The sequence below is a fragment of the Azovibrio sp. genome (genome assembly GCF_049658005.1).
GTDB lineage: Bacteria > Pseudomonadota > Gammaproteobacteria > Burkholderiales > Rhodocyclaceae > Azovibrio.
This window is the reverse complement of the sequence record NZ_JBASOH010000042.1, coordinates 1-20,917: the sequence shown is the minus strand read 5'-3', so window position 1 is coordinate 20,917 and position 20,917 is coordinate 1. Positions and strand designations below refer to the sequence as shown.

The 20,917-nt window shown below is 63.2% G+C and carries 20 protein-coding genes; 19 read left to right on the top strand and 1 reads right to left on the bottom strand.

Going from position 1 to position 20,917, the window contains the following annotated elements; all coding sequences use genetic code 11:
* The 6 genes from WBH99_RS04680 to WBH99_RS04655 form a co-directional block, all read left to right on the top strand.
* Positions 1 to 345: aminotransferase class III-fold pyridoxal phosphate-dependent enzyme (locus tag WBH99_RS04680; RefSeq protein WP_424218952.1), on the top strand; the 345-nt coding region annotated here is incomplete at its 5' end.
* A 2-nt stretch (positions 346 to 347) separates the two neighbouring features.
* Positions 348 to 1,268 (top strand): ornithine carbamoyltransferase, encoded by a 921-nt coding sequence (gene argF, locus WBH99_RS04675; RefSeq protein ID WP_424218951.1) that lies wholly within the window; start codon positions 348 to 350, stop codon positions 1,266 to 1,268.
* Positions 1,269 to 1,281: 13 nt separating this feature from the next.
* Positions 1,282 to 2,511, top strand: coding sequence for an argininosuccinate synthase (locus WBH99_RS04670; protein ID WP_424218950.1), 1,230 nt, complete (start codon positions 1,282 to 1,284; stop codon positions 2,509 to 2,511).
* A 3-nt stretch (positions 2,512 to 2,514) separates the two neighbouring features.
* Complete coding sequence (locus WBH99_RS04665; RefSeq protein ID WP_424218949.1) at positions 2,515 to 2,736, top strand: DUF2788 domain-containing protein; 222 nt, start codon at positions 2,515 to 2,517, stop codon at positions 2,734 to 2,736.
* Positions 2,736 to 3,050, top strand: a complete 315-nt coding sequence (locus WBH99_RS04660) for a pyrimidine/purine nucleoside phosphorylase (RefSeq protein WP_424218948.1) — start codon at positions 2,736 to 2,738, stop codon at positions 3,048 to 3,050. Before WBH99_RS04665 ends, WBH99_RS04660 begins: the two co-directional genes overlap by 1 nt.
* 110 nt (positions 3,051 to 3,160) lie before the next feature.
* Entirely contained in the window at positions 3,161 to 3,655 is a 495-nt protein-coding gene (locus WBH99_RS04655) for a YajQ family cyclic di-GMP-binding protein (protein ID WP_424218947.1), read from the top strand.
* A gap of 295 nt (positions 3,656 to 3,950) precedes the next feature.
* On the opposite strand, the gene WBH99_RS04650 is transcribed toward WBH99_RS04655, so the two are convergent.
* A complete protein-coding gene (locus WBH99_RS04650; protein WP_424218946.1) occupies positions 3,951 to 4,664 on the bottom strand; it encodes a type 1 glutamine amidotransferase in 714 nt (237 codons plus the stop codon).
* A gap of 19 nt (positions 4,665 to 4,683) precedes the next feature.
* Between WBH99_RS04650 and WBH99_RS04645 the strand changes: the two genes are divergently transcribed.
* From WBH99_RS04645 to WBH99_RS04585, 13 genes are all read left to right on the top strand, one after another.
* Complete coding sequence (locus WBH99_RS04645) at positions 4,684 to 5,337, top strand: retropepsin-like aspartic protease family protein (protein ID WP_424218945.1); 654 nt, start codon at positions 4,684 to 4,686, stop codon at positions 5,335 to 5,337.
* An 18-nt stretch (positions 5,338 to 5,355) separates the two neighbouring features.
* Positions 5,356 to 5,613 (top strand): hypothetical protein, encoded by a 258-nt coding sequence (locus WBH99_RS04640; protein ID WP_424218944.1) that lies wholly within the window; start codon positions 5,356 to 5,358, stop codon positions 5,611 to 5,613.
* Positions 5,614 to 5,619: 6 nt separating this feature from the next.
* Complete coding sequence (locus tag WBH99_RS04635; protein ID WP_424218943.1) at positions 5,620 to 6,201, top strand: CoA pyrophosphatase; 582 nt, start codon at positions 5,620 to 5,622, stop codon at positions 6,199 to 6,201.
* A gap of 71 nt (positions 6,202 to 6,272) precedes the next feature.
* Complete coding sequence (locus WBH99_RS04630) at positions 6,273 to 7,190, top strand: CobD/CbiB family protein (protein ID WP_424218942.1); 918 nt, start codon at positions 6,273 to 6,275, stop codon at positions 7,188 to 7,190.
* A 24-nt stretch (positions 7,191 to 7,214) separates the two neighbouring features.
* Positions 7,215 to 8,396 carry an acetyl-CoA C-acyltransferase family protein gene (locus WBH99_RS04625; protein ID WP_424218941.1) on the top strand — a complete coding sequence of 394 codons (1,182 nt, stop codon included), beginning with the start codon at positions 7,215 to 7,217 and terminating at the stop codon, positions 8,394 to 8,396.
* A 123-nt stretch (positions 8,397 to 8,519) separates the two neighbouring features.
* On the top strand, positions 8,520 to 10,130 hold the full coding sequence (locus tag WBH99_RS04620) for a methyl-accepting chemotaxis protein (RefSeq protein ID WP_424218940.1): 1,611 nt from the start codon (positions 8,520 to 8,522) through the stop codon (positions 10,128 to 10,130).
* Between the two features lie 223 nt (positions 10,131 to 10,353).
* Positions 10,354 to 11,766 (top strand): circularly permuted type 2 ATP-grasp protein, encoded by a 1,413-nt coding sequence (locus WBH99_RS04615; protein WP_424218939.1) that lies wholly within the window; start codon positions 10,354 to 10,356, stop codon positions 11,764 to 11,766.
* 15 nt (positions 11,767 to 11,781) lie between these two features.
* Complete coding sequence (locus WBH99_RS04610; protein WP_424218938.1) at positions 11,782 to 12,741, top strand: alpha-E domain-containing protein; 960 nt, start codon at positions 11,782 to 11,784, stop codon at positions 12,739 to 12,741.
* Positions 12,738 to 13,475, top strand: a complete 738-nt coding sequence (locus WBH99_RS04605) for a peptidase (RefSeq protein ID WP_424218937.1) — start codon at positions 12,738 to 12,740, stop codon at positions 13,473 to 13,475. The genes WBH99_RS04610 and WBH99_RS04605 overlap by 4 nt, the downstream gene beginning before the upstream one ends.
* A gap of 31 nt (positions 13,476 to 13,506) precedes the next feature.
* Positions 13,507 to 16,833 (top strand): DUF2126 domain-containing protein, encoded by a 3,327-nt coding sequence (locus WBH99_RS04600; protein ID WP_424218936.1) that lies wholly within the window; start codon positions 13,507 to 13,509, stop codon positions 16,831 to 16,833.
* A 99-nt stretch (positions 16,834 to 16,932) separates the two neighbouring features.
* The gene (locus WBH99_RS04595) at positions 16,933 to 19,470 is read left to right on the top strand and encodes a circularly permuted type 2 ATP-grasp protein (protein WP_424218935.1); all 2,538 of its coding nucleotides are present in this window, start codon (positions 16,933 to 16,935) and stop codon (positions 19,468 to 19,470) included.
* Between the two features lie 2 nt (positions 19,471 to 19,472).
* The gene (locus tag WBH99_RS04590; protein WP_424218934.1) at positions 19,473 to 20,372 is read left to right on the top strand and encodes a transglutaminase family protein; all 900 of its coding nucleotides are present in this window, start codon (positions 19,473 to 19,475) and stop codon (positions 20,370 to 20,372) included.
* 108 nt (positions 20,373 to 20,480) lie between these two features.
* Positions 20,481 to 20,917: type I restriction-modification system subunit M N-terminal domain-containing protein (locus WBH99_RS04585; protein ID WP_424218933.1), on the top strand; the 437-nt coding region annotated here is incomplete at its 3' end.

Sequence of the window (20,917 nt, the reverse complement as noted above, 5' to 3'; positions counted from 1 at the left end):
CCCCTGGCCTGTACCGCCGCCCTGAAAACCATCGAACTGATCGAGGCCGAAGGCCTCCTCGCCAATGCCGCGCGGATCGGCGCCCTGATCCGCGCCGAACTGGGCGCCGCCCTGAAGGATGTGCCGGGGGTGGTGGAATTCCGCGGCAAGGGGCTGATGCTGGGCATCGAACTCGACCGTCCCTGCGGCGCCCTGGTGGGCCAGGCCCTGGCCGCGGGCCTACTCATCAACGTCACCCACGACAAGGTGATCCGCCTGTTGCCCGCCCTGATCTTCGGCGAGGCCGAGGTGCGCGAGCTGGTGGACAAACTCGCGCCCCTGGTGCGCAACTTCCTCGAGGGGTGAGCATGGATCTGCGCCATTTCCTCCAGTTCAAGGACTTTTCCCGGGAAGAATTCGACTACCTGTTCGAGCGCACCCGCTGGATCAAGGACAAGTTCAAGCGTTACGAGCCCTACCACCCGCTCTTTGATCGCACCCTGGTGATGATCTTCGAGAAGGCCAGCACCCGCACCCGGCTTTCGTTCGAGGCCGGCATGCATCAGCTGGGCGGCTCCGCCATCTATCTGAACACCCGCGATTCCCAGCTCGGCCGGGGCGAGCCGGTGGAAGACGCCGCCCAGGTGATTTCCCGCATGAGCGACGTCGTCATGATCCGCACCTTCGAGCAGGCCATCATCGAGCGCTTTGCCGCCAATTCCCGGGTCCCCGTCATCAACGGCCTGACCAACGAATACCATCCCTGCCAGATCCTGGCCGACATCTATACCTTCATCGAGCACCGGGGTTCCATCCAGGGCAAGACCGTGGCCTGGGTGGGGGACTCCAACAACATGTGCAACACCTGGCTGCAGGCGGCCGAGGTCCTGGACTTCAACGTCCATGTGTCCACGCCCCCGGGTTACGAGATTGAGCCGGAACAGGCCGGCCTTTACGGTACCGGCCATTTCGAGTCCTTTGCCGATCCCATGGCAGCCTGTCAGGGCGCCGATCTGGTGACTACCGACGTGTGGACCTCCATGGGCTACGAAGCCGAGAACGAAGCGCGCATGAAGGCCTTTGCCGACTGGTGCGTGGATGGGGACATGATGCGGGTGGCCGCCCCGGATGCCCTGTTCATGCACTGCCTGCCCGCCCACCGGGGCGAGGAAGTCACCGCCGAAGTGATCGACGGGCCGCACTCCGTGGTGTGGGAGGAAGCCGAAAACCGTCTGCATGTGCAAAAGGCATTGATGGAATTCCTGCTGCTAGGCAGGATTGAAAACTGAAAAGGTAAGCAAGATGAGCACTATCAAGAAAGTCGTCCTCGCCTATTCCGGAGGGCTCGATACCTCCGTGATCCTGAAGTGGCTGCAAGACACCTACCAGTGCGAAGTGGTGACCTTCACCGCCGACCTGGGCCAGGGCGAGGAGCTCGAACCGGCCCGCGCCAAGGCCCTGCAATTTGGCATCAAGCCCGCAAACATCTTCATCGACGACCTGCGCGAGGAATTCGTGCGCGACTTCGTCTTCCCCATGTTCCGCGCCAACACCGTCTATGAGGGCGAATACCTGCTTGGTACTTCCATCGCCCGGCCCCTGATCGCCAAGCGCCTGATCGAGATCGCCAACCTGACCGGCGCCGATGCCATCGCCCACGGTGCCACCGGCAAGGGCAACGACCAGGTGCGCTTCGAGCTGGGCGCCTATGCCTTGAAGCCTGGCGTCAAGGTCATTGCCCCCTGGCGCGAGTGGGACCTCCTGTCCCGGGAAAAGCTGCTGGCCTATGCCGAGCAACACGGCATCCCCGTGGAAATGAAGCACAAGCAGGGCGGCTCGCCCTATTCCATGGACGCCAACCTGCTGCACATCTCCTACGAAGGCCGCCACCTGGAAGATCCCGCCGCCGAGGCCGAAGAAGAGATGTGGCGCTGGACCGTCGCCCCGGAGCGGGCCCCCGATGCCGCCGAATACCTGGATCTGGAATTCGTCCGGGGTGACCTCGCCGCCATCAACGGTGAGAAGATGCCGCCGCATGAACTGCTCGCCAAGTTGAACGAGCTGGGCGGCAAGCATGGCATCGGCCGCCTCGACCTGGTGGAAAACCGCTATGTCGGCATGAAGTCGCGCGGCTGCTACGAAACCCCGGGCGGCACGATTTTGCTCAAGGCCCACCGCGCCATCGAATCCATCACCCTGGACCGGGAAGTCGCCCACTTGAAGGACGACCTGATGCCCCGCTACGCCAGCCTGATCTACAACGGCTACTGGTGGGCACCGGAGCGTAAAGCCCTGCAGACCCTGATCGACCACACCCAGCAGAACGTCAATGGCAGCGTGCGCATGAAGCTCTACAAGGGCAGCGCCATGGTCGTCGGGCGGGATTCCAGGACCGATTCCCTGTTCGACTCCAGCATCGCCACCTTCGAGGACGATGCCGGCGCCTACGACCAGAAGGATGCGGGCGGCTTCATCAAGCTCAACGCCCTGCGCCTGCGCATCGCCGCCAATCTGCAGAATCGCAAGGCCTAAGGCATGGAGCACACCCTGTTCGGGTTTACCGAGGAGCAGCTGGCCCACTTCGGGTCCACCTGGGGCATCGGCGCCTTCATCTTGTTCATGCTGTTCATCATCGGCGAGATTGCCTGGAAGTCGAAGGCGGGCAAGACCGGGACCTTCGTCCTGTTCTTCGTGCTGGCCTTCGGCATGGTGGGCTTCATCGCCAAATCCATCATCGAGAAAGTTTGGGGTATCTGATGTCGCAGTTCGACCATGTTGCCGTGCTCAAAGAGGCCAATGTCTATTTCGATGGCAAGTGCGTCAGCCACACCGTGATCTTCCCGGATGGATCGAGGAAGACCGTGGGCGTGATCCTGCCCGCCAGCCTGACCTTCAACACCGGCGCGCCGGAAGTGATGGAGACCGTCGCCGGTTCCTGCCGCTACCGCCTCAAGGGCGAGCAGGAATGGAAGACCTCCGGCCCCGGCGAGTCTTTCCAGGTGCCGGGCAATTCCAGCTTCGACATCGAAGTGACGGGCGAGCCCTACCACTACGTCTGCTATTTCGGCTGAGCCGCAGCCGCAAGCCAGGGCGGTCCGGTGTCATGCCGCGGCCGCCCTTTTCACGCAATCAGGCAAAGATTTTTTGCAACTTTTGCACGAACCGAGATTGGAGATTGTCCATGCCTTCCTTTGACTTCACTTCCGAAGCCGACATGGTGGCCCTGAAGAATGCCGTCGATGTGGCGGCGCGCCAGATCGAAAACCGTTACGATTTCAAGGGCACGAGCGCCAAGGTCGAGATCGATGAGAAGACCAAGATCATCACCCTGTACGGGGATTCCGAGTTCCAGCTCGACCAGATCAAGGACCTGCTCTTTCCCGCCATGGAAAAGAAGGAAAAGGACAGTGTCAAGCGGCTCGACGTCCAGAAGATCCAGAGCGTTTCCGGCAACAAGGTGAAGCAGGAGCTGAAGATCCGCGACGGCATCGACAGCGATCTGGCCAAGAAGATCGTCAAGCTGATCAAGGATGCCAAGCTCAAGGCCCAGGCCTCCATCCAGGGCGATGCGGTGCGGGTGAGCGGCAAGAAGATCGACGAACTGCGCGAAGCCATTGCCCTGGTGCGCAGCCAGATCACCGATTTCCCCATCAAGGACGGCAATTACCGGGACTGAGCGGCACTTGCCGCAAGCCCCGGGTGCCGCTCCCGGGGTTGCCTGTTTTTGGGTGGCCAGCAGCCCGATTGCATGCGGATCGAGGCTGTTCAGATGTTGGCGGTGGCCGGCGAGGCCTCGGCCGCAACGGGATAAATGCCGATAGGGACGGTGCGTTCCCAACTGGAGGTCCGGTCATGGGCGCCCTGGATCCATAGCCCGTAAGAGGCCGACCGCTGCCAGGATGAACAGCAGGATGAACAGCAGGATGAACAGCAGGATGAACAGCAGAATCAGGATGCGGAATTTCGGAACCTCAGCGCCTCAGCCCTGTGATCCATACCCCGTAAAGCTGATCCGCCAGCCGCCGCATCGCCGGCAGGCGCTCGGGAATGCCCGCGCGCATGGCCGCGGGGCTTTGCACCGAGGCGAGGTGGGCCACGGCGGCGGCTTCCTCGGCCCATTGCTCGCACCAGCAGGCGATCATCTCGGGCAGCATTTCCGTGTGGCACTGCATGCCCAGGTGAGGCCCGAGGGCGAACATCTGGTTGGCGCAGTGGTCGTTGCCGGCGAGGCGGCTGGCCCCCGCGGGGAGGCTGAAGGTTTCTCCGTGCCACTCGAACACGGTCAGGTCCTGGCCGGCGAAGTCGCCCAGCCAGTGGCGGCTGAGGGCATCGCTGCCGGCTGTGACCTGGCTCCAGCCGATTTCCTTGACCGGATTCTGGCGCACCTCGCCGCCCAGGGCCTTACTCAGCAACTGGCCTCCCAGGCAATGTCCCAGCACCGGGATGTCCTTGGCGACGGCAGCGCGGATCAGGGTGCAGACGGGGGCAATCCAGGGCAGGTCGTCATTCACGCTCATTGGCCCGCCCATGAAACAGAGGCCGGAATAGGCATCGGCGGCCTCGGGAACCGGGGCGCCTTCGTCCAGGGCGATCAGGGTCCAGGGGATCCGGTGGGTTTCCAGGAATATGGCAAAATAACCCGGACCTTCAGTGGGGGAGTGGCGAAAGATGGCAACGGGACGCATGGGGAAGATTTTCCTGAGAATGAATGGCGGCTATTTTAGAGGCTGCCTGCAAGCTTGCCTAATCGCGCCCCTGGCTTTCTGGGCAGGGGGCGCCCACGCCGTCAATGTGGGGCTGGCCGGCATTCTGGGTGGCAAGGCCATTCTGGTGATCGATGGCGGCTCGCCCCGGATTTTGTCCGTGGGGCAGGAATATGGCGGAATTCGCCTGCTGGCTGTCCAGGGGGATGGCGTGCAGGTGGACATCGACGGCAAGCGCCGCAGCCTGCGCGTCGGCCAGAATGCGGTGGGAGAAGCCTCCAGCGGCAATGCGCCGGTGGTGCTGACGGCCGATGGCCAGGGCCATTTCCAGACCACCGGCTCGATCAACGGGGTTTCCATCCGCTTCCTGGTCGATACCGGGGCTACGGCCATCTCGCTCGGGGCCAGTGATGCCAGGCGTCTGGGGCTCGATATGAGCAAGGCGGAGCGGGGAATATCACAGACCGCCAACGGCCAGACGGTGGTGCAGCGGGTCAAGCTCACGACGGTCAAGGTCGGTGACATCGTCGTGCACAATGTGGAGGGGGTGGTGCATGCCCAGGACATGCCTTTTGCCCTGCTCGGCATGAGTTTTCTGAATCGCACCGACATGCAGCGGGAAGGGGATAAACTGACCCTGAAGAAGCGCTTTTGATGATACGAGGAGAGAGAAATGCCTTATCAACAGGAAAATGCCATGCTGCGTCGGGAACTGGAATTGTTCATGGGAGAGCGGCAACTGCTGTTGCGGGTCACCGGAGCCGCCGCCGCCCTGATTGCCAGCCTGGATTCCCGCCAGTTGCCGGCGGGGGCTCTGGAATCTGCCGATCTGGTGGCCACCGCCCTGAACGCCTTGACCGATGAAACCCTCCAGGATGCCCTGACGGCGGTGCATGCGCATACCGAATCCAAAGCGCTGGACGAGGCCTGAGGCCGGATGGATCTGCAGCAGCTCGAGTCGCGCCTGCTGGCCAGTCCAGAGGGGGCACCGGCCGAAGGGGATCAGGGGGCCGGGGAGGAAAACCTGACGCCCGCTGCCGTGCTGGTGCCCCTGGTGCATCGGCCCGAGGGCTACCAGATGCTGCTGACCCGGCGCACCGACCATCTGCGCGATCACCCGGGCCAGATCAGTTTTCCCGGCGGGCGCATGGAACTCGATGATGCCTCGCCTGTGCATGCGGCCCTGCGCGAAGCTGAGGAAGAAATCGGTCTGGCTGCGCATCTGCCCCGGGTCCTGGGTTATCTGCCCCCCTACCGGACCGGGACGGGATTCAAGGTCTTTCCGGTCGTCGCCCTGCTGGAGCCGCCCTTTGATCTGAGCCTGGATGATTTCGAGGTGGCGGAGGTGTTCGAGGTCCCCCTGGATTTTCTCCTGGACCCCGGCAACCACCGCCAGGAAAAGTTGTACTACCGGGGTGCCCTGCGCGAATATACGGCGATGCCCTACGGCGATCATTTCATCTGGGGGGCCACCGCTGGAATGATCCTTTCCCTTTATCGACGCCTGCATGGTCTATGAGCTCAGCCCGGCTGGCGTTATGATGTGATTTTAATGCACCAATTTGGAGCCCGCAGGGCTGAGTTTTCCAGATGAGCCTTTTTTCCCTCATCACGGTCTTTCTCCTGGAGCAGTTGCGCCCCCTCGATTACTCGCGCTGGGTGGCGGACCCTTTTCTGGCCTGGGCGGATTTCCTCGAACGGCGCTTCAATGCCGGCAGTTACCGGCAGGGCATGCTCGTCTGGTGTCTGGCCGTGCTGCCCCCGTTGCTGCTCGTGGGGGGGCTTTATTTCCTGCTCTACCGTGTTCATCCCCTCCTGGCCTGGGGCCTCAATGTGGCGGTGTTGTACCTGACCATGGGCTTTCGCCAGTTCAGTCATTTTTATACCGATATTCAACTGGCGCTGCGTCTGGGGGATGTGGAGCGGGCCCGGGAACTGCTGGCAGAATGGCAAGGGCAGCCGGTTTCCCGCTGTAGTCCCGGCGATATTGCCCGGATCTCCATCGAGGCCGCCCTGGCCGCTTCCCACCGTCATGTATTTGCCATCCTGCTCTGGTTCGTGCTGCTGCCCGGCCCGCTGGGGGCCTTGCTCTACCGGCTGGCGCATCTGCTGGCGACGCATTGGCGGCAACGGGGGCCAGAAGATTCCTTTGGAAAATTTCCGCAACAAATCTTTGTTATCGTGGACTGGTTGCCAGTACGGCTTACCGCAGCGGCCTTTGCGGTAGTGGGGAATTTTGAAGATGCCGTGTATTGCTGGCGCAGCCAGGCGACCCAGTGGGATGACCCGGAACTGGGCATCGTGCTCTCCAGCGGGGCGGGTGCCCTGGGTGTACGTCTCGGGGTCCCCAGCAGTGAGACCGATGCCCTGGCCGAAAGCGGCGAACTGGGCGTTGGTGAAGCGGCTGATGCGGATTTCATGCAAAGCGCGGTCGGCCTGGTCTGGCGCGCAATTGTGTTATGGTTGATGATGTTGTTTTTGCTTGGGCTTGCCAGCCTGGTGGGCTGAAGATTTCTAGACGAGGAGATGTGCATGAGTAAAGATATCGTTGTTTTGAGTGCTGTTCGTTCTGCTGTGGGTACCTTCAACGGTTCCCTGAAGGATATGGAGCCCGCCGAACTGGGCGGGGTGGTCGTCAAGGAAGCCATCGCCCGGGCTGGCGTCGATCCCAAGCAAGTAACCTTTGCCACCGTTGGCAACTGCATCCCTACCGAATCCCGTTATCCCTATGTGGCCCGTGTCGCCACCATCCAGGGCGGCATGAGCATGGAGTCCGTCGCGTTTGCGGTGAACCGTCTGTGCGGCTCCGCCATGCAGGCCATCGTTTCGTCCGCCCATGCCATCATGCTGGGTGATGCCGATTTCGCCCTGGCCGGCGGCGTCGAAGTCATGTCCCGCGGCGCCTACCTGCTGCCCGCCCTGCGCGCCGGTGCCCGCATGGGCGACACCAAGGCCATCGACGCCATGGTCTCCGTGCTGACCGACCCCTTCGGCGTTGGCCACATGGGCATCACCGCCGAGAATCTGGCGATCAAGTGGGGCATCAGCCGCGAGGAGCAGGATGCCTTCGCTTTGGAATCCCAGAAGCGTGCCGCTGCCGCCCAGGCCGAAGGGCGCTTCAAGGGCCAGATCGTGCCCATCACCTTCCAGACCAGGAAGGGCGATGTGGTGTTTGATACCGACGAGCACCTGAAGCCCGGCACCACCCCGGAGTCCTTGGCGAAGATGAAGCCCGCCTTCAAGAAGGACGGCACCGTCACCGCCGGCAACGCTTCCGGCATCAATGACGCCGCCGCCTTCCTGGTGCTGGCCGATGCCGCCAAGGCCACCGCCGCCGGCTACAAGCCCATGGCCCGCCTGGTGTCTTACGCCATCGCCGGCGTGCCCAACGACATCATGGGCGAAGGCCCCATCCCCGCTTCCAAGCTGGCCCTGCAAAAGGCCGGACTGACCCTGGACCAGATCGACGTGATCGAATCCAATGAAGCCTTTGCCGCCCAGTCCCTGGCCGTGGCCAAGGGCCTGGGGCTGAACCCCGCCAAGACCAACGTCAATGGCGGTGCCATCGCCCTGGGCCATCCGGTGGGGGCTACCGGCGGCGTCATCGTCACCAAGTTGATTCATGAAATGCACCGCTCTGGTGCCCGTTACGGCATGGCCACCATGTGTATCGGCGGCGGTCAGGGTATCGCCACCATCTACGAACGCCTGTAAAACAAGGCGTTCCATGGTTCACGCAACGGCACCTGCGGGTGCCGTTCTTACTGGCGTGATTCGTGCAAGCACTGGGCGATTGTCTGGAAACAATGTGTTTCGATCAGTTCAGGAAAAGGTTGCATGAAAAAAAACTTGCCAGTTACCCAGGTCGAAGTCCCTTTTCCCAAGGGGGCGTACATTGTCTCGAAAACGGATCTCAAAGGCGTGCTGACGCACGTCAATGACACGTTTGTGGAGGTGAGTGGCTTCCAGCGGGAGGAGTTGATCGGCCAGAGCCACAATGTGGTGCGGCATCCGGACATGCCGCCCCAGACCTTTGCGAACCTCTGGGAGACCGTGAAGGCCGGTTTGCCGTGGCAAGGAATCGTCAAGAATCGCTGCAAGAATGGCGACCATTACTGGGTCGATGCCTTGGTGGTGCCCGTCCGGAAGAATGATCAGACCATAGGTTACATGTCGGTCCGCACTTGCCCCTCCCGAGCCCAGGTCAGGGCGGCGGAGCAGCTTTATGCGCAGCTCAATGGTAGTGGGAAACCCCTGCCGAAGCCCGGGGCGCCCGGGCTTGCTTTGCGTACCAGGCTGACCGGTCTGGCGATCTTGCTGGTGGTGCTCCAGCTCTGCTCCAATTTCCTTGGCCTGTTCGGGGGGGGCAGCCAGCTCGCCACCTGGGTCGGGCATGGCCTGGGGGTGTCGGGCATTCTGGCCGGACTCCTGCTGGTGCGCTGGCAGGGCCAGACCCTGGAGGGGGTGGAGCAGGCCACCCGGCTGATGGACCATATCGCCCAGGGTGACCTGACCGATACCATTCCCAACCATCGGCGTGATGAACTGGGGCAGATGGCGCATGCCATGATTGCCATGCAGGCCCATCTCAAGGTGATGCTGGCGGAAATTGCCGAGGCCGCCCAGCGCATCAAGGGCGGGTCCGGCCACCTGGAAGGGGAGATGGGCACCATTCATGGCGAGTTTACCCAGCAGTCCGAGTCCGTTTCCCATATCGCCGCCGAGGTGGATGAGTTGAGTACTGCGGCCAGGCAGGTAGCGGCGGGGGCCCAGGATACGGCTAGCGCCGTCAATGAATCGCGGGCGGCCCTGGAGGACGCGGTGAAGCGTATGCTGGAAGGGCGCCAGGCTTCGCGCCTGGTGGTGGATACCGTGCAGCGGGCCAGCCAGACCATGCGCCAGTTGTTTGAATCCATCCTCCAGATCGGTGTCGTTTCGCGCGGGATCCGGGAAATTTCCGAGCAGACCAATCTGCTCGCCCTGAATGCCGCCATCGAGGCGGCCCGGGCCGGCGAGGCCGGGCGGGGCTTTGCCGTGGTGGCCGATGGCGTAAGGAAACTGGCCGAGCGGACCAGTAGCCAGACTAGCGAGATCAGCCGTACCGTAGCCGAGATTCAGTCGGTCACCCAGGAGGCCCTGACGGCCATGGAGCAGGCGGGGGGCCAGGTCGATGAAGCGGATCAGGCCATGGATCGCTCCGATGAAGGGCTGGCTCAGGTGGCCAGCCGGGGCGAGGCGATGAGTGTGCTGGCCCAGCAGATTGCCCAGGCGGCGGCGGCGGAATCCCGGTCCACCGAGGATATCGCCCGCCATCTGGCTCGCATTCTCGATGGCATCGAAGGCAATGTGGCGCACCTGGAAAGTGCCCATCACCGCACCCAGGATCTGACCCAGGTTGCGGATGGATTGCGCAGCCTGATCAGTTATTTCCGTTACATCCGCAACTGAGTTTGCGTGGCATCGCGACCGAGACGGTTTTCCGGTTGCCCCTTTTATTCCGGGGCATGGTGCGCCAGGCCCTTGGTTCTGCACCCGTCTTGTGCATCCGCCGGTTCTTTTTTTTCCGGGAATTTGTCCGGAGTTGCCAACTTCATGAATCAGAAGTGGATTATCGGGCTGGCATGGTGTGTGCTGCAGTCCTGTTGTTCGATTTCAGAAAACGAGAACGCCCATGGCTTATTACTACAACGAAATGTACGATGCCGACGGCAGTGTCCGGCCCCATTACCGGCGCTATGCGGAATGGCTCGATACCACCTCGCCCGAACGGATAGCCAGGAAGCGCGCCGAAGGCGATCTGGCCTTTCGCCGGGTGGGCATCACCTTCGCCGTCTATGGGGAGGAGGCGGGCAAGGAGCGGCTGATCCCCTTCGACATCATCCCCCGCATCATTCCCGCGGCGGAATGGAGTGACATGGCCGCCGGCCTGCGCCAGCGGGTCAAGGCCTTGAATGCCTTCCTGCACGACATCTATCACGATCAGGAAATCCTCGAGGCAGGGCATATTCCCGCCGAGCAGGTGCTGAACAACGGCCAGTACCGGCCGGAGATGAAAGGCGTGGAAGTGCCCGGGCAGATCTACGCCCACATCGCCGGAGTGGATGTGGTGCGCGCCGGGGCAGGGGAGTTCTACGTGCTGGAAGACAACCTGCGCGTGCCCTCCGGGGTCTCCTACATGATCGAGGACCGGAAGATGATGATGCGCCTCTTCCCGGAACTCTTTGCCCGGCACAAGGTGGCGCCGGTGCAGCACTACCCGGACCTGCTGCTGGACAACCTGCGCGCCGTGGCTCCCGTGGGCGTCTCCGATCCCACCTGCGTGGTGCTGACGCCCGGTGCCTACAACAGCGCCTATTTCGAGCATACCTTCCTGGCCCAGCAGATGGGGGTGGAACTGGTGGAAGGGCGCGACCTGTTCGTCAAGGACGGCACGGTCTACATGCGCACCACTCAGGGGCCGAAGCGGGTCGATGTGATCTACCGCCGGGTCGATGACGACTTCCTCGACCCCGAGGCGTTCCGCCCGGATTCCATGATCGGGGTGCCGGGTCTGCTCAGGGCCTGCAAGGCGGGCCGGGTGACCCTGGCGAACGCCATCGGCACCGGGGTGGCGGACGACAAGTCGATCTACCCCTATGTGCCGGAAATGATCCGCTTCTACCTGGGCGAGGAGCCCATCCTCAACAACGTGCCTACCTACATGTGCAGGAAGCCCGGGGACCTGGACTATGTGCTCGCCCACCTGCCCGAACTGGTGGTCAAGGAAGTGCATGGAGCCGGGGGCTACGGCATGCTGGTAGGGCCGGCCGCCACCCGGGACGAGATCGAGCACTTCCGCAAGTTGCTGAAGGCCAGGCCCGAGGGCTACATCGCCCAGCCCACCCTGGCCCTGTCCAACTGTCCCACCTTCGTCGAGCGTGGCATTGCGCCCCGGCATCTGGACCTGCGGCCCTTCGTGCTCTCGGGCAACGGCATCCAGATGGTGCCCGGCGGCCTGACCCGGGTGGCCCTGCGTGAAGGTTCCCTGGTGGTGAATTCATCCCAGGGTGGCGGCACCAAGGACACCTGGGTGCTGGAAGACTGATAGAGGGAGAACAACATGCTGAGCCGTACCGCCGACCACCTGTTCTGGATGTCCCGCTATGTCGAGCGGGCCGAAAATCTTGCCCGCCTGCTGGATGTGACCTGGCAGATGTCCATGGTGCCCCAGTCCCTGGAGGCCGCCAACCAGAACTGGTATGCCGTGATCGTCCTGAACAGTCTGGAGGAGACCTTCGCGCGCAAGTACAGCGAGGTCAATGCCGACAACGTGCTGCGCTTCATGGTGAGCGACCCGGACAATCCCGCCTCGCTTTATTCCTGCCTGCGCCTGGGCCGGGAAAATGCCCATGCGGTGCGCGGCACCATCACCGCCGAGATGTGGGAAACCCTCAATTCCACCTGGCTCGAACTGCGGGCCCAGAGCTATGAGCAGCTCACCGCCAACGGGCCCGGGGACTTCTTCGAGTGGGTCAAGATCAAGTCTTCCCTGATCCGGGGCGTCACCATCGGCACCATGCTCCAGGACGAGGCCTACCACTTCATCCGCCTGGGCACCCTGCTGGAGCGGGCCGACAACACGGCGCGCATCCTGGATGTCAAGTACCACGTCCTGAAACCCAAGGGGGAGGAGGGCACCAGCGACTTCTATCAGTGGGGTGCGCTCCTGCGATCCGTCTCCGCCTTCGAGGTGTACCGCAAGACCTACCGCGCCGTGATCAACCCGGAGCGGGTGGCGGAACTCTTGATCCTGCAGCCGGACATGCCCCGCTCCCTGCTGTTTTGCCTGAAGGGGGTGGTGAAGAACCTGGAACTGGTGGCCAATGACCAGTCCGGGGAAACCCTGCGCCGGGCCGGGCAGCTCTATTGCGAGATCCGTTACGTCCGCATCGAGGATATCCTCGAACATGGTTTGCACGAATACCTGACCGACTTCATGGATCGCATCTACGATCTGGGCAATGGCATCAGCCGTGATTTTCTGGTGCCGGTTGCCACCCAGATAGCGGAGGCTGCATGACCTATTGCGTTGCCATGCGGCTCGATGCCGGACTGGTGTTCCTGTCCGATTCCCGCACCAATGCCGGGGTGGATCACATCAACAGTTTCAGGAAGATGCACTTCTTCGAAAAGAAGGGGGAGCGGGTGATGGTCTTGCTCACCGCCGGCAACCTCTCCATCAGCCAGTCGGTCGTCAATCTGCTGCGGGAAAAACTGGAGCAAAAGCGCGGTCCCAACCTCTACACCATGAAGAACATGTTCGAGGCGGCCCGGCATGTGGGGGATTGCCTGCGCGAGATCCACGCCCGGGACGCCAGGTTCCTGGAAGATTTCGGCATCGACTTCAACGCCTCCATCGTGCTCGGCGGCCAGATCAAGAGCGAGGAACCGCGGGTGTTCATGATCTATTCCGCCGGCAACTTCATCGAAGCCACCAAGGAAACGCCCTATTTCCAGATCGGCGAATCGAAGTACGGTAAACCCATCATCGACCGGGTCGTGACCCGCAAGACCAGCCTTGACGAGGCGGCCAAGTGCGCCCTGATTTCCATGGATTCCACCATCCGCTCCAACCTCTCCGTGGGCCTGCCCCTGGATCTGCTGATCTACGAGCGGGACACCCTGAAGGTGGGGTTCCACCACGTCATCGACCAGGACAACGCCTACTTCGATCTCATCCATTCCCAATGGGGCCAGAGCCTGCGGCAAGCCTTTGCCGAACTGCCCAACCTGGACCGGAGCGATTTCCAGTAATTTTTATGTCATTTAGTCATAGGGAGTTCCCATGTCCATCCATGTCGCCCTCAATCACGTCACCCACTACCGCTACGACAGGCTGGTGAACCTCGGACCCCAGGTGATCCGCCTGCGTCCCTGTCCCCACACCCGTACCCGGATTCTTTCCTACAGCCTCAAGGTCACGCCGGCCAAGCACTTCATCAACTGGCAGCAGGACCCCCAGTCCAACTGGCTGGCCCGGCTGGTATTCCCCGAGCCGACCCGGGAATTCAAGGTGGAGGTGGATCTGGTCGCGGAAATGTCGGTCATCAATCCCTTCGACTTCTTCCTCGAGCCCTATGCCGAGAAGATCCCCTTCCAGTATGAAGGCTGGCAGCGCCATGAACTGGCGCCCTACCGTTACCTGCTGACTTCGGCCGAGGACTGTGGCCCCCGCTTCAATGCCTTCCTGGCCTCCGTGTCGCGCGAGCCTCTGCCCAGCGTGGATTTCCTTGTGGCCTTGAACCAGAAGGTGCAGGAAAGCGTGGCCTACACGATCCGGCTCGAGCCCGGCGTCCAGACGCCGGAAGAAACCCTGGAGAAGGGTTCCGGCTCCTGCCGCGACTCCGCCTGGCTGCTGGTGCAGCTGCTGCGTCACCTGGGCCTGGCCGCCCGCTTCGTTTCCGGCTACCTGATCCAGCTCACCGCCGACGTGAAGAGCCTGGATGGCCCCTCCGGTCCCGAAGCCGATTTCACCGACCTGCATGCCTGGTGCGAGGTGTATCTGCCCGGCGCTGGCTGGATCGGTCTCGACCCCACCTCGGGCCTCTTTGCCGGCGAAGGCCACATTCCCCTGGCCTGTACCCCCGAGCCTTCCTCCGCCGCCCCCATCACCGGGGCCGTGGACGAGTGCGAGTGCGAATTCAGCCACGCCATGCAGGTCACCCGTATCTGGGAAGCCCCCCGGGTCACCAAGCCCTACACGGAAGCGCAGTGGGCCGAGATCGAAGCCCTCGGTCACCGGGTGGATGGAGATCTGTCGGCCATGGACGTGCGCCTCACCATGGGGGGCGAACCCACCTTTGTCTCCGTCGATGATCCGGATGGGGCCGAGTGGAACACCGATGCCATGGGCCCGAACAAGCGCATCCTGGCGGCCGATCTGTTCCACCGCCTGCGGGAAAAATACGCGCCCCAGGGCCTGATGCACTTCGGCCAGGGCAAGTGGTATCCAGGCGAGCAGCTGCCGCGCTGGAGCCTCAACTGCTTCTGGCGCCGGGACGGGGAGCCCTTGTGGCGTGATCCCGGTCTTTATGCCGATGAAACGCGCGATTACGGCGTGACCGAGGAGCACAGCCAGCAGTTCCTGGCCCGGGTGGCGGAAAACCTCGGGCTCGACCCGGCGCAGGTGTTCCCCACCTTTGAAGACGTCTTCTATTACCTGTGGCGGGAACGCCGCCTGCCGGTCAATGTGGACCCCTTTGATGCCCGGCTCGATGACGCCCTGGAGCGGGAGCGCCTGCGCCGCATCTTCGAGCAGGGCCTCCAAAAGGCCGTCGGCCATGTGTTTCCGGTCATGAAAAACTTGGGCGGGCAGTGGCAGACCGGACCCTGGTTCCTGCGCGACGAGCGCTGCTATCTGGTGCCGGGGGATTCCCCCATGGGCTACCGCCTGCCCCTGGATTCCCTGCCCTGGACGAGCACGTCCGACTATCCCTACATCAATCCGCCCGACCCGGCCCAGGCTTTCCCGCCCTTGCCGCCCTATGCGGAAATCCGGCGCCAGTTTGCCGGTGCGCCAGGCAAGGATGCGGCTGCCGGCGCTGCTCCCCTGGGCGAGGCCGGGAGCGGGCGGGTGCCCCTGCCCAAGGAGTCGGCTGCCTGGATCACCCGGCGGGCCATGTGCGCCGAGCCGCGTAACGGCAAGCTCTACCTCTTCATGCCGCCCACCGAAGCGCTTGAAGACTATCTCGAACTCGTCGCCGCGGTCGAAGCGGCCGCCGAGGCACTCGCGCTGCCGGTGGTGCTGGAAGGCTACGAGCCGCCCTCCGACCCGCGTCTTGCCCACTTCCGGGTGACGCCCGATCCGGGGGTGATCGAAGTCAATGTGCACCCCGCCCCTTCCTGGGACGACCTGGTGGAACGCACCACCCATCTCTATGAGGCGGCCCACCTGAGCCGACTCACCACCGAGAAATTCATGGTCGATGGGCGGCACACCGGCACCGGCGGCGGCAACCACTTCGTCCTGGGCGGCGAGACTGCCCTCGATTCCCCCTTCCTGCGCCGGCCCGACCTCTTGAAGAGCCTGATCGCCTACTGGCACAACCACCCGAGCCTCTCCTACCTGTTCTCGGGCCTCTTCATCGGCCCCACCAGTCAGGCGCCGCGCGTGGATGAGGCGAGGAACGACAGCCTCTATGAACTGGAAGTCGCCTTTCGCCAGATTCCCGCACCGGGCCATGAGGTGCAACCCTGGCTGATCGACCGGATTCTGCGCAACCTGCTCATCGATGTGACGGGCAATACCCACCGCGCCGAATTCTGCATCGACAAGCTCTATTCCCCCGATGGTCCCACCGGCCGCCTCGGCCTGCTGGAACTGCGGGCTTTCGAGATGCCGCCGCATGCCCGCATGAGCCTCACCCAGCAACTCTTGCTCCGCGCCCTGGTGGCTCGCTTCTGGAAGGCGCCTTATGATCCGCCGCGGCTCGCCCGCTGGGGCACGGAACTGCACGACCGCTTCATGCTGCCGCACTTCGTGGCGCAGGACTTTGGCGACGTGGTGGAAGAAATGCAGGCGGCCGGCTATCCGATCCAGGCCGAATGGTTTGCGCCCCATCTGGAATTCCGTTTCCCCAAGTACGGCGATTTCGCCGTCAAGGGCATGGATCTGGAGCTACGCCACGCCCTGGAGCCCTGGCATGTGATGGGCGAGGAGGGCGGCGCCGGCAGCACCGTGCGCTATGTCGATTCTTCCGTCGAGCGGGTCCAGGTCAAGATGAACGGCATGGCACCGGATCGTTACGTGCTGACCTGCAACGGCGTGGTCGTGCCCCTGCAGCCCACCGGCAAGGTGGGTGAGTTCGTCGCCGGGGTGCGTTACCGGGCCTGGCAGCCGGCCTCTGCCCTGCATCCCACCATCGGCGTCCATGGGCCCTTGACCTTCGATATCGTCGATACCTGGATGCAGCGTTCCCTCGGCGGTTGCCAGTACCATGTGGTCCACCCGGGCGGGCGCAATTTCGAGACTTTCCCGATCAATGCCTTCGAGGCCGAAAGCCGCCGTCTGGCCCGTTTCTTCCGCTTTGGGCATACGCCCGGGAAGTGGCAGCCGGTCACGCCTTCGCTCAATCTGGAGCATCCCTTCACCCTCGACTTGCGCCGGCCCTGAGCGTGAGCCAAGAAGCCGATTCAGGCGCAGGGTTTTACGGGGTAGAATCAGCGCCCCCTGACCCTGCTCCGGAATCCTTTGCCGGCTGCCTCCACTCCTATGGCCCGTACCCTCCTCGCCATTTATCCCCGCGCTGACAACCGTTACGACGAAATGCTGGACGATGGCGGCCGGGTGCGCGAGCACTGGCGCAAGCTGTTCGTGCATCTGGATGCCGTAGCACCCGACACCATGCGCCAGCGCCTGGAATTTGTTGACCGGCGCATCCAGGAAAACGGGGTCGCCTACAACATCCATGCAGGACCCCAGGGCGAGGATCGGCCCTGGGCGCTGGACCCTTTGCCCCTGATTCTGCCGGCCGATGAGTGGAAGGTGCTGGCCGGGGCCGTGGCCCAGCGTGCGCGCCTGCTCAACGCCATTCTGGCCGACCTGTACGGGCCCCAGACCTTGCTGGCCGAAGGCTTGCTGCCACCGGCCCTGGTTTATGGTCAGCATGGCTTCCTCTGGCCCTGCGTGGGCATTCGCCCCCCCGGCGATATCTTCCTGCACAACTATGCGGTGGACCTGGCCCGTTCTCCGGATGGCCAGTGGTGGGTGATTGCCGACCGCACCCAGGCCCCTTCCGGCGCCGGCTATGCCCTGGAAAACCGTTTGATCGTCTCCCGGGTGTTCCCAGAATTGTTCCGGGACATGAAGGTACAGCATCTGGCCTCCTTCTTCCGGGATCAGCAGGAAAGTCTGGAACACTGGTCGCCCGCGGACCCGGGTGAGCGCCCGTTCATCGTGCTGCTCACGCCCGGCCCCTACAACGAAACCTATTTCGAACATGCCTATCTGGCCCGCTATCTGGGCTATCCCCTGGTGGAGGGCCAGGACCTGACGGTGCGCGGCGATACGGTTTATCTGAAGACCCTGACCGGCCTGAAGCGGGTGCATGCCATCTTGCGCCGCCAGGACGACGATTATTGCGATCCCCTGGAACTGCGCGGTGATTCCGCCCTGGGGATTCCCGGCCTGCTGATGGCCGTGCGGGCCGGCCGGGTGCTGGTGGCCAATGCCCTGGGCAGCGGTCTGCTGGGCTCCGGCGCCCTGATGGGCTTTCTGCCCGCCATTGCCCGGCGCCTGCTGGGCGAAGCGCTGTCCATGCCTTCGGTGGCGACCTGGTGGTGCGGTGAAAAACCGGCCCAGGAATTTGCCCTCGGGCATCTGGACGATCTGGTGATCAAACCTGCCTATCCCACCCAGCGTTTCGAGCCCGTCTTCGGGCGGGAACTGCAGGGCGCGGCCCGGGCCGAGATGATCCGCCGCATCGAAGCCAGGCCGCATGCCTATGTGGCCCAGGAACTGGTGAATCTGTCCCAGGCGCCCACCTGGAGTCGGGATCACGAGCGCCGCCTGCTGGCCCGCAGTGTCGGTCTGCGGGCCTATGCGGTGGCGACGCCCCGAGGCTATCAGGTGATGCCCGGAGGCCTGTCCCGGGTGGCGGGCAGTGCCCAGGCCATGGTGATTTCCATGCAGCGCGGCGGGGCATCGAAGGATACCTGGGTGCTGGCCGATGGGGTGGTGGACACCTTCAGCCTGCTGAAACCGGTGCTGGGCAAGTCCGATCTGGTCAGAAGCGGCAACAATCTTTCCTCCCGGGTAGTGGAAAGCCTGTTCTGGTTCGGCCGTTATACCGAGCGCTTTGATGATACTGCCCGGCTGCTCCGGGTCGCCTTGTCCCGCCTGGTGGATGCGGGCCGGGAACCCACGCCGGAACTGGCCTCGGTGGTGGAATTGTGTGTCTTTGCCGGGATCGTGGCGGCGGAAAAAGCCGCGGAAAAAGGCGCGAAAGAAGGCGCGAAAGAAGGCGATGCGGCAGCCGGTGTTCCGGTGGAAACCCGGCTGACCCAGGCGATTTTCGATTCCGAAGCCGACGACAGTCTGGCGGCCGCCATCCGCCGCCTGATCTGGTCCGCCTCCCATGTGCGGGAACGGCTCTCGGTGGATCACTGGCACTCCCTCAACCGGCTGCAGCGCACCTTGCAATCCGGCAAGGCGCGCAGCTCGGAGTTGGGGGAAACCCTGGCGTTTCTGGACCAGGTGCTGCTGGTGTCATCCTCCCTCACCGGTTTTTCCATGGACAACATGACCCGGGACAACGGCTGGCGCTTTCTGGTCGTGGGCCGGCGTATCGAACGCCTGAGTTTCCTGTCCCGCACCCTGGGCGCCACCTTGCATCAGTTCCTCAGCCAGGAAGGACGAGGGCTGGAATGGTTGCTGGAACTGACGGACAGCATCATCACCTATCGCTCCCGTTATTCCCGCCGGCCCGAATTGCTGGCCGCCCTGGATCTGGTGGTGTTCGACGAGAGCAATCCCCATTCGGTGATGTTCCAGGTTCAGGTGATCCTGCGCTACCTGGAGCGCCTGGGCAAGGAACTGGGCGAGATTCCCCCCGGAGCCCTGGCCCGGGAAGCAGAAACGTTCAGCCAGTTCGATCTGGGCCTGTTCCAGTCCGCGCCTGAGCCGGCTTGCGCGGCCCTGGCCGACCAACTGGCCCGCCTGGCCATGGCCGCTCATGAACTTTCCGACCAGCTGGGCATGCGGTTCTTCACCCATGTGGATGCGGTCACCCACCAGACCCTGGCAATCTGATCATGGCCCGTTACCACGTCCTGCACGAAACCCGCTACACCTATGGCAGCGCGGTTTCCCTGTCCCAGCAGATGCTGCATCTGATTCCCCGGGCCTCGCCCTGGCAGACTTGCCTGGATTTTCGTCTGAGTCTGGAGCCCGAGCCCTCCTGGCGGCGACGGGGCGAGGATGCTTTTGGCAATCCGGTGGAGTGGCTGGCCTTCTATTTACCTCACGATACCTTGCATGTACGGGCTGAAATGGAAGTGGAGGTGGTGCCCCATCTGCCGGTAACCCTGGAGGCGGGTCTGAGCCGGGAGGCGCTGGTGGCTCGTCTCGCCTATCGCAGCGAGCCACCCTTGCCGGCCGATCTGGCCGCCAAGCAATTCCTGTTCGAATCTCCCCATGTGCGGGTCAAGCACGAACTGGCCGCCTACGCCGCCGAATGCTTTGCTCCCGGGCAGGCGCTGCTCGAATCGGCCCGGCAGCTGATGGAAAAGATTTACATGGAATTCGAGTTCGACCCTGAAGCCACCACGGTGGCAACACCGGTACTGGAAGTGCTGGAGCAAAAGCGGGGCGTGTGCCAGGACTTTGCCCACCTGATGATCGCCTGCCTGCGTTCCCAGGGCATTCCCGCCCGTTACATGAGCGGCTACCTGCTTACCGAACCCCCGCCCGGACGAGTCAGAATGGTGGGAGCGGATGCCTCCCATGCCTGGGTGTCAGTCTATGCGCCTGAATCGGGCAGTCATGACTGGGTGGATTTCGACCCCACCAACAATCTCTTGCCCGACACCCAGCACATTACCCTGGCCTGGGGGCGGGACTTCAACGATGTTTCGCCCATGCGCGGGGTGATTCTGGGCGGAGGGGGCCATGAACCGGAAGTGGCCGTGACGGTGACGCCCCTGGAGGACTGATCCGCACGCTGCTTTCCCCGGCTCATGCCGCAGGTTGCAGCCTTTGCCCAGTTCTCTGTCGACGAGGAGCCACAGGCCAACGAACGGCCGGCCAACGACATTTAGTGGATGCGCATCATCGCGCTCGGCCTCATCTTCCTGAAGTACATCTCCGATGCCTTCGAGGCCAAGCACAAGGCGCTGCGGGCCGAAGACCCGCCAGCGGACGAGGATAAGGACGAGGATAAGGACGAGGATAAGGACGAGGCCAAGGACGAGGCCAAGGATAAGGACGAGGATAAGGACGAGGCCAAGGATAAGGACGAGGCCAAGGATAAGGACGAGGACGAGTACCTCGCCGACAACATCTTCTGGGTGCCCAAGGAAGCGCGCTGGTCGCACCTGCAGGCCAACGCCAAGCGGCTGGAGATCGGTCTATTGATCGACGAGGCCATGCGCGCCATCGAGAAGGACATCCGCTGGAACAGGCAGCTTTCACAAGGACGAGCTGCGCGACCTCAAGGCCGACTACATCCTCGCCAATCCGCCGTTCAATATCTCCGACT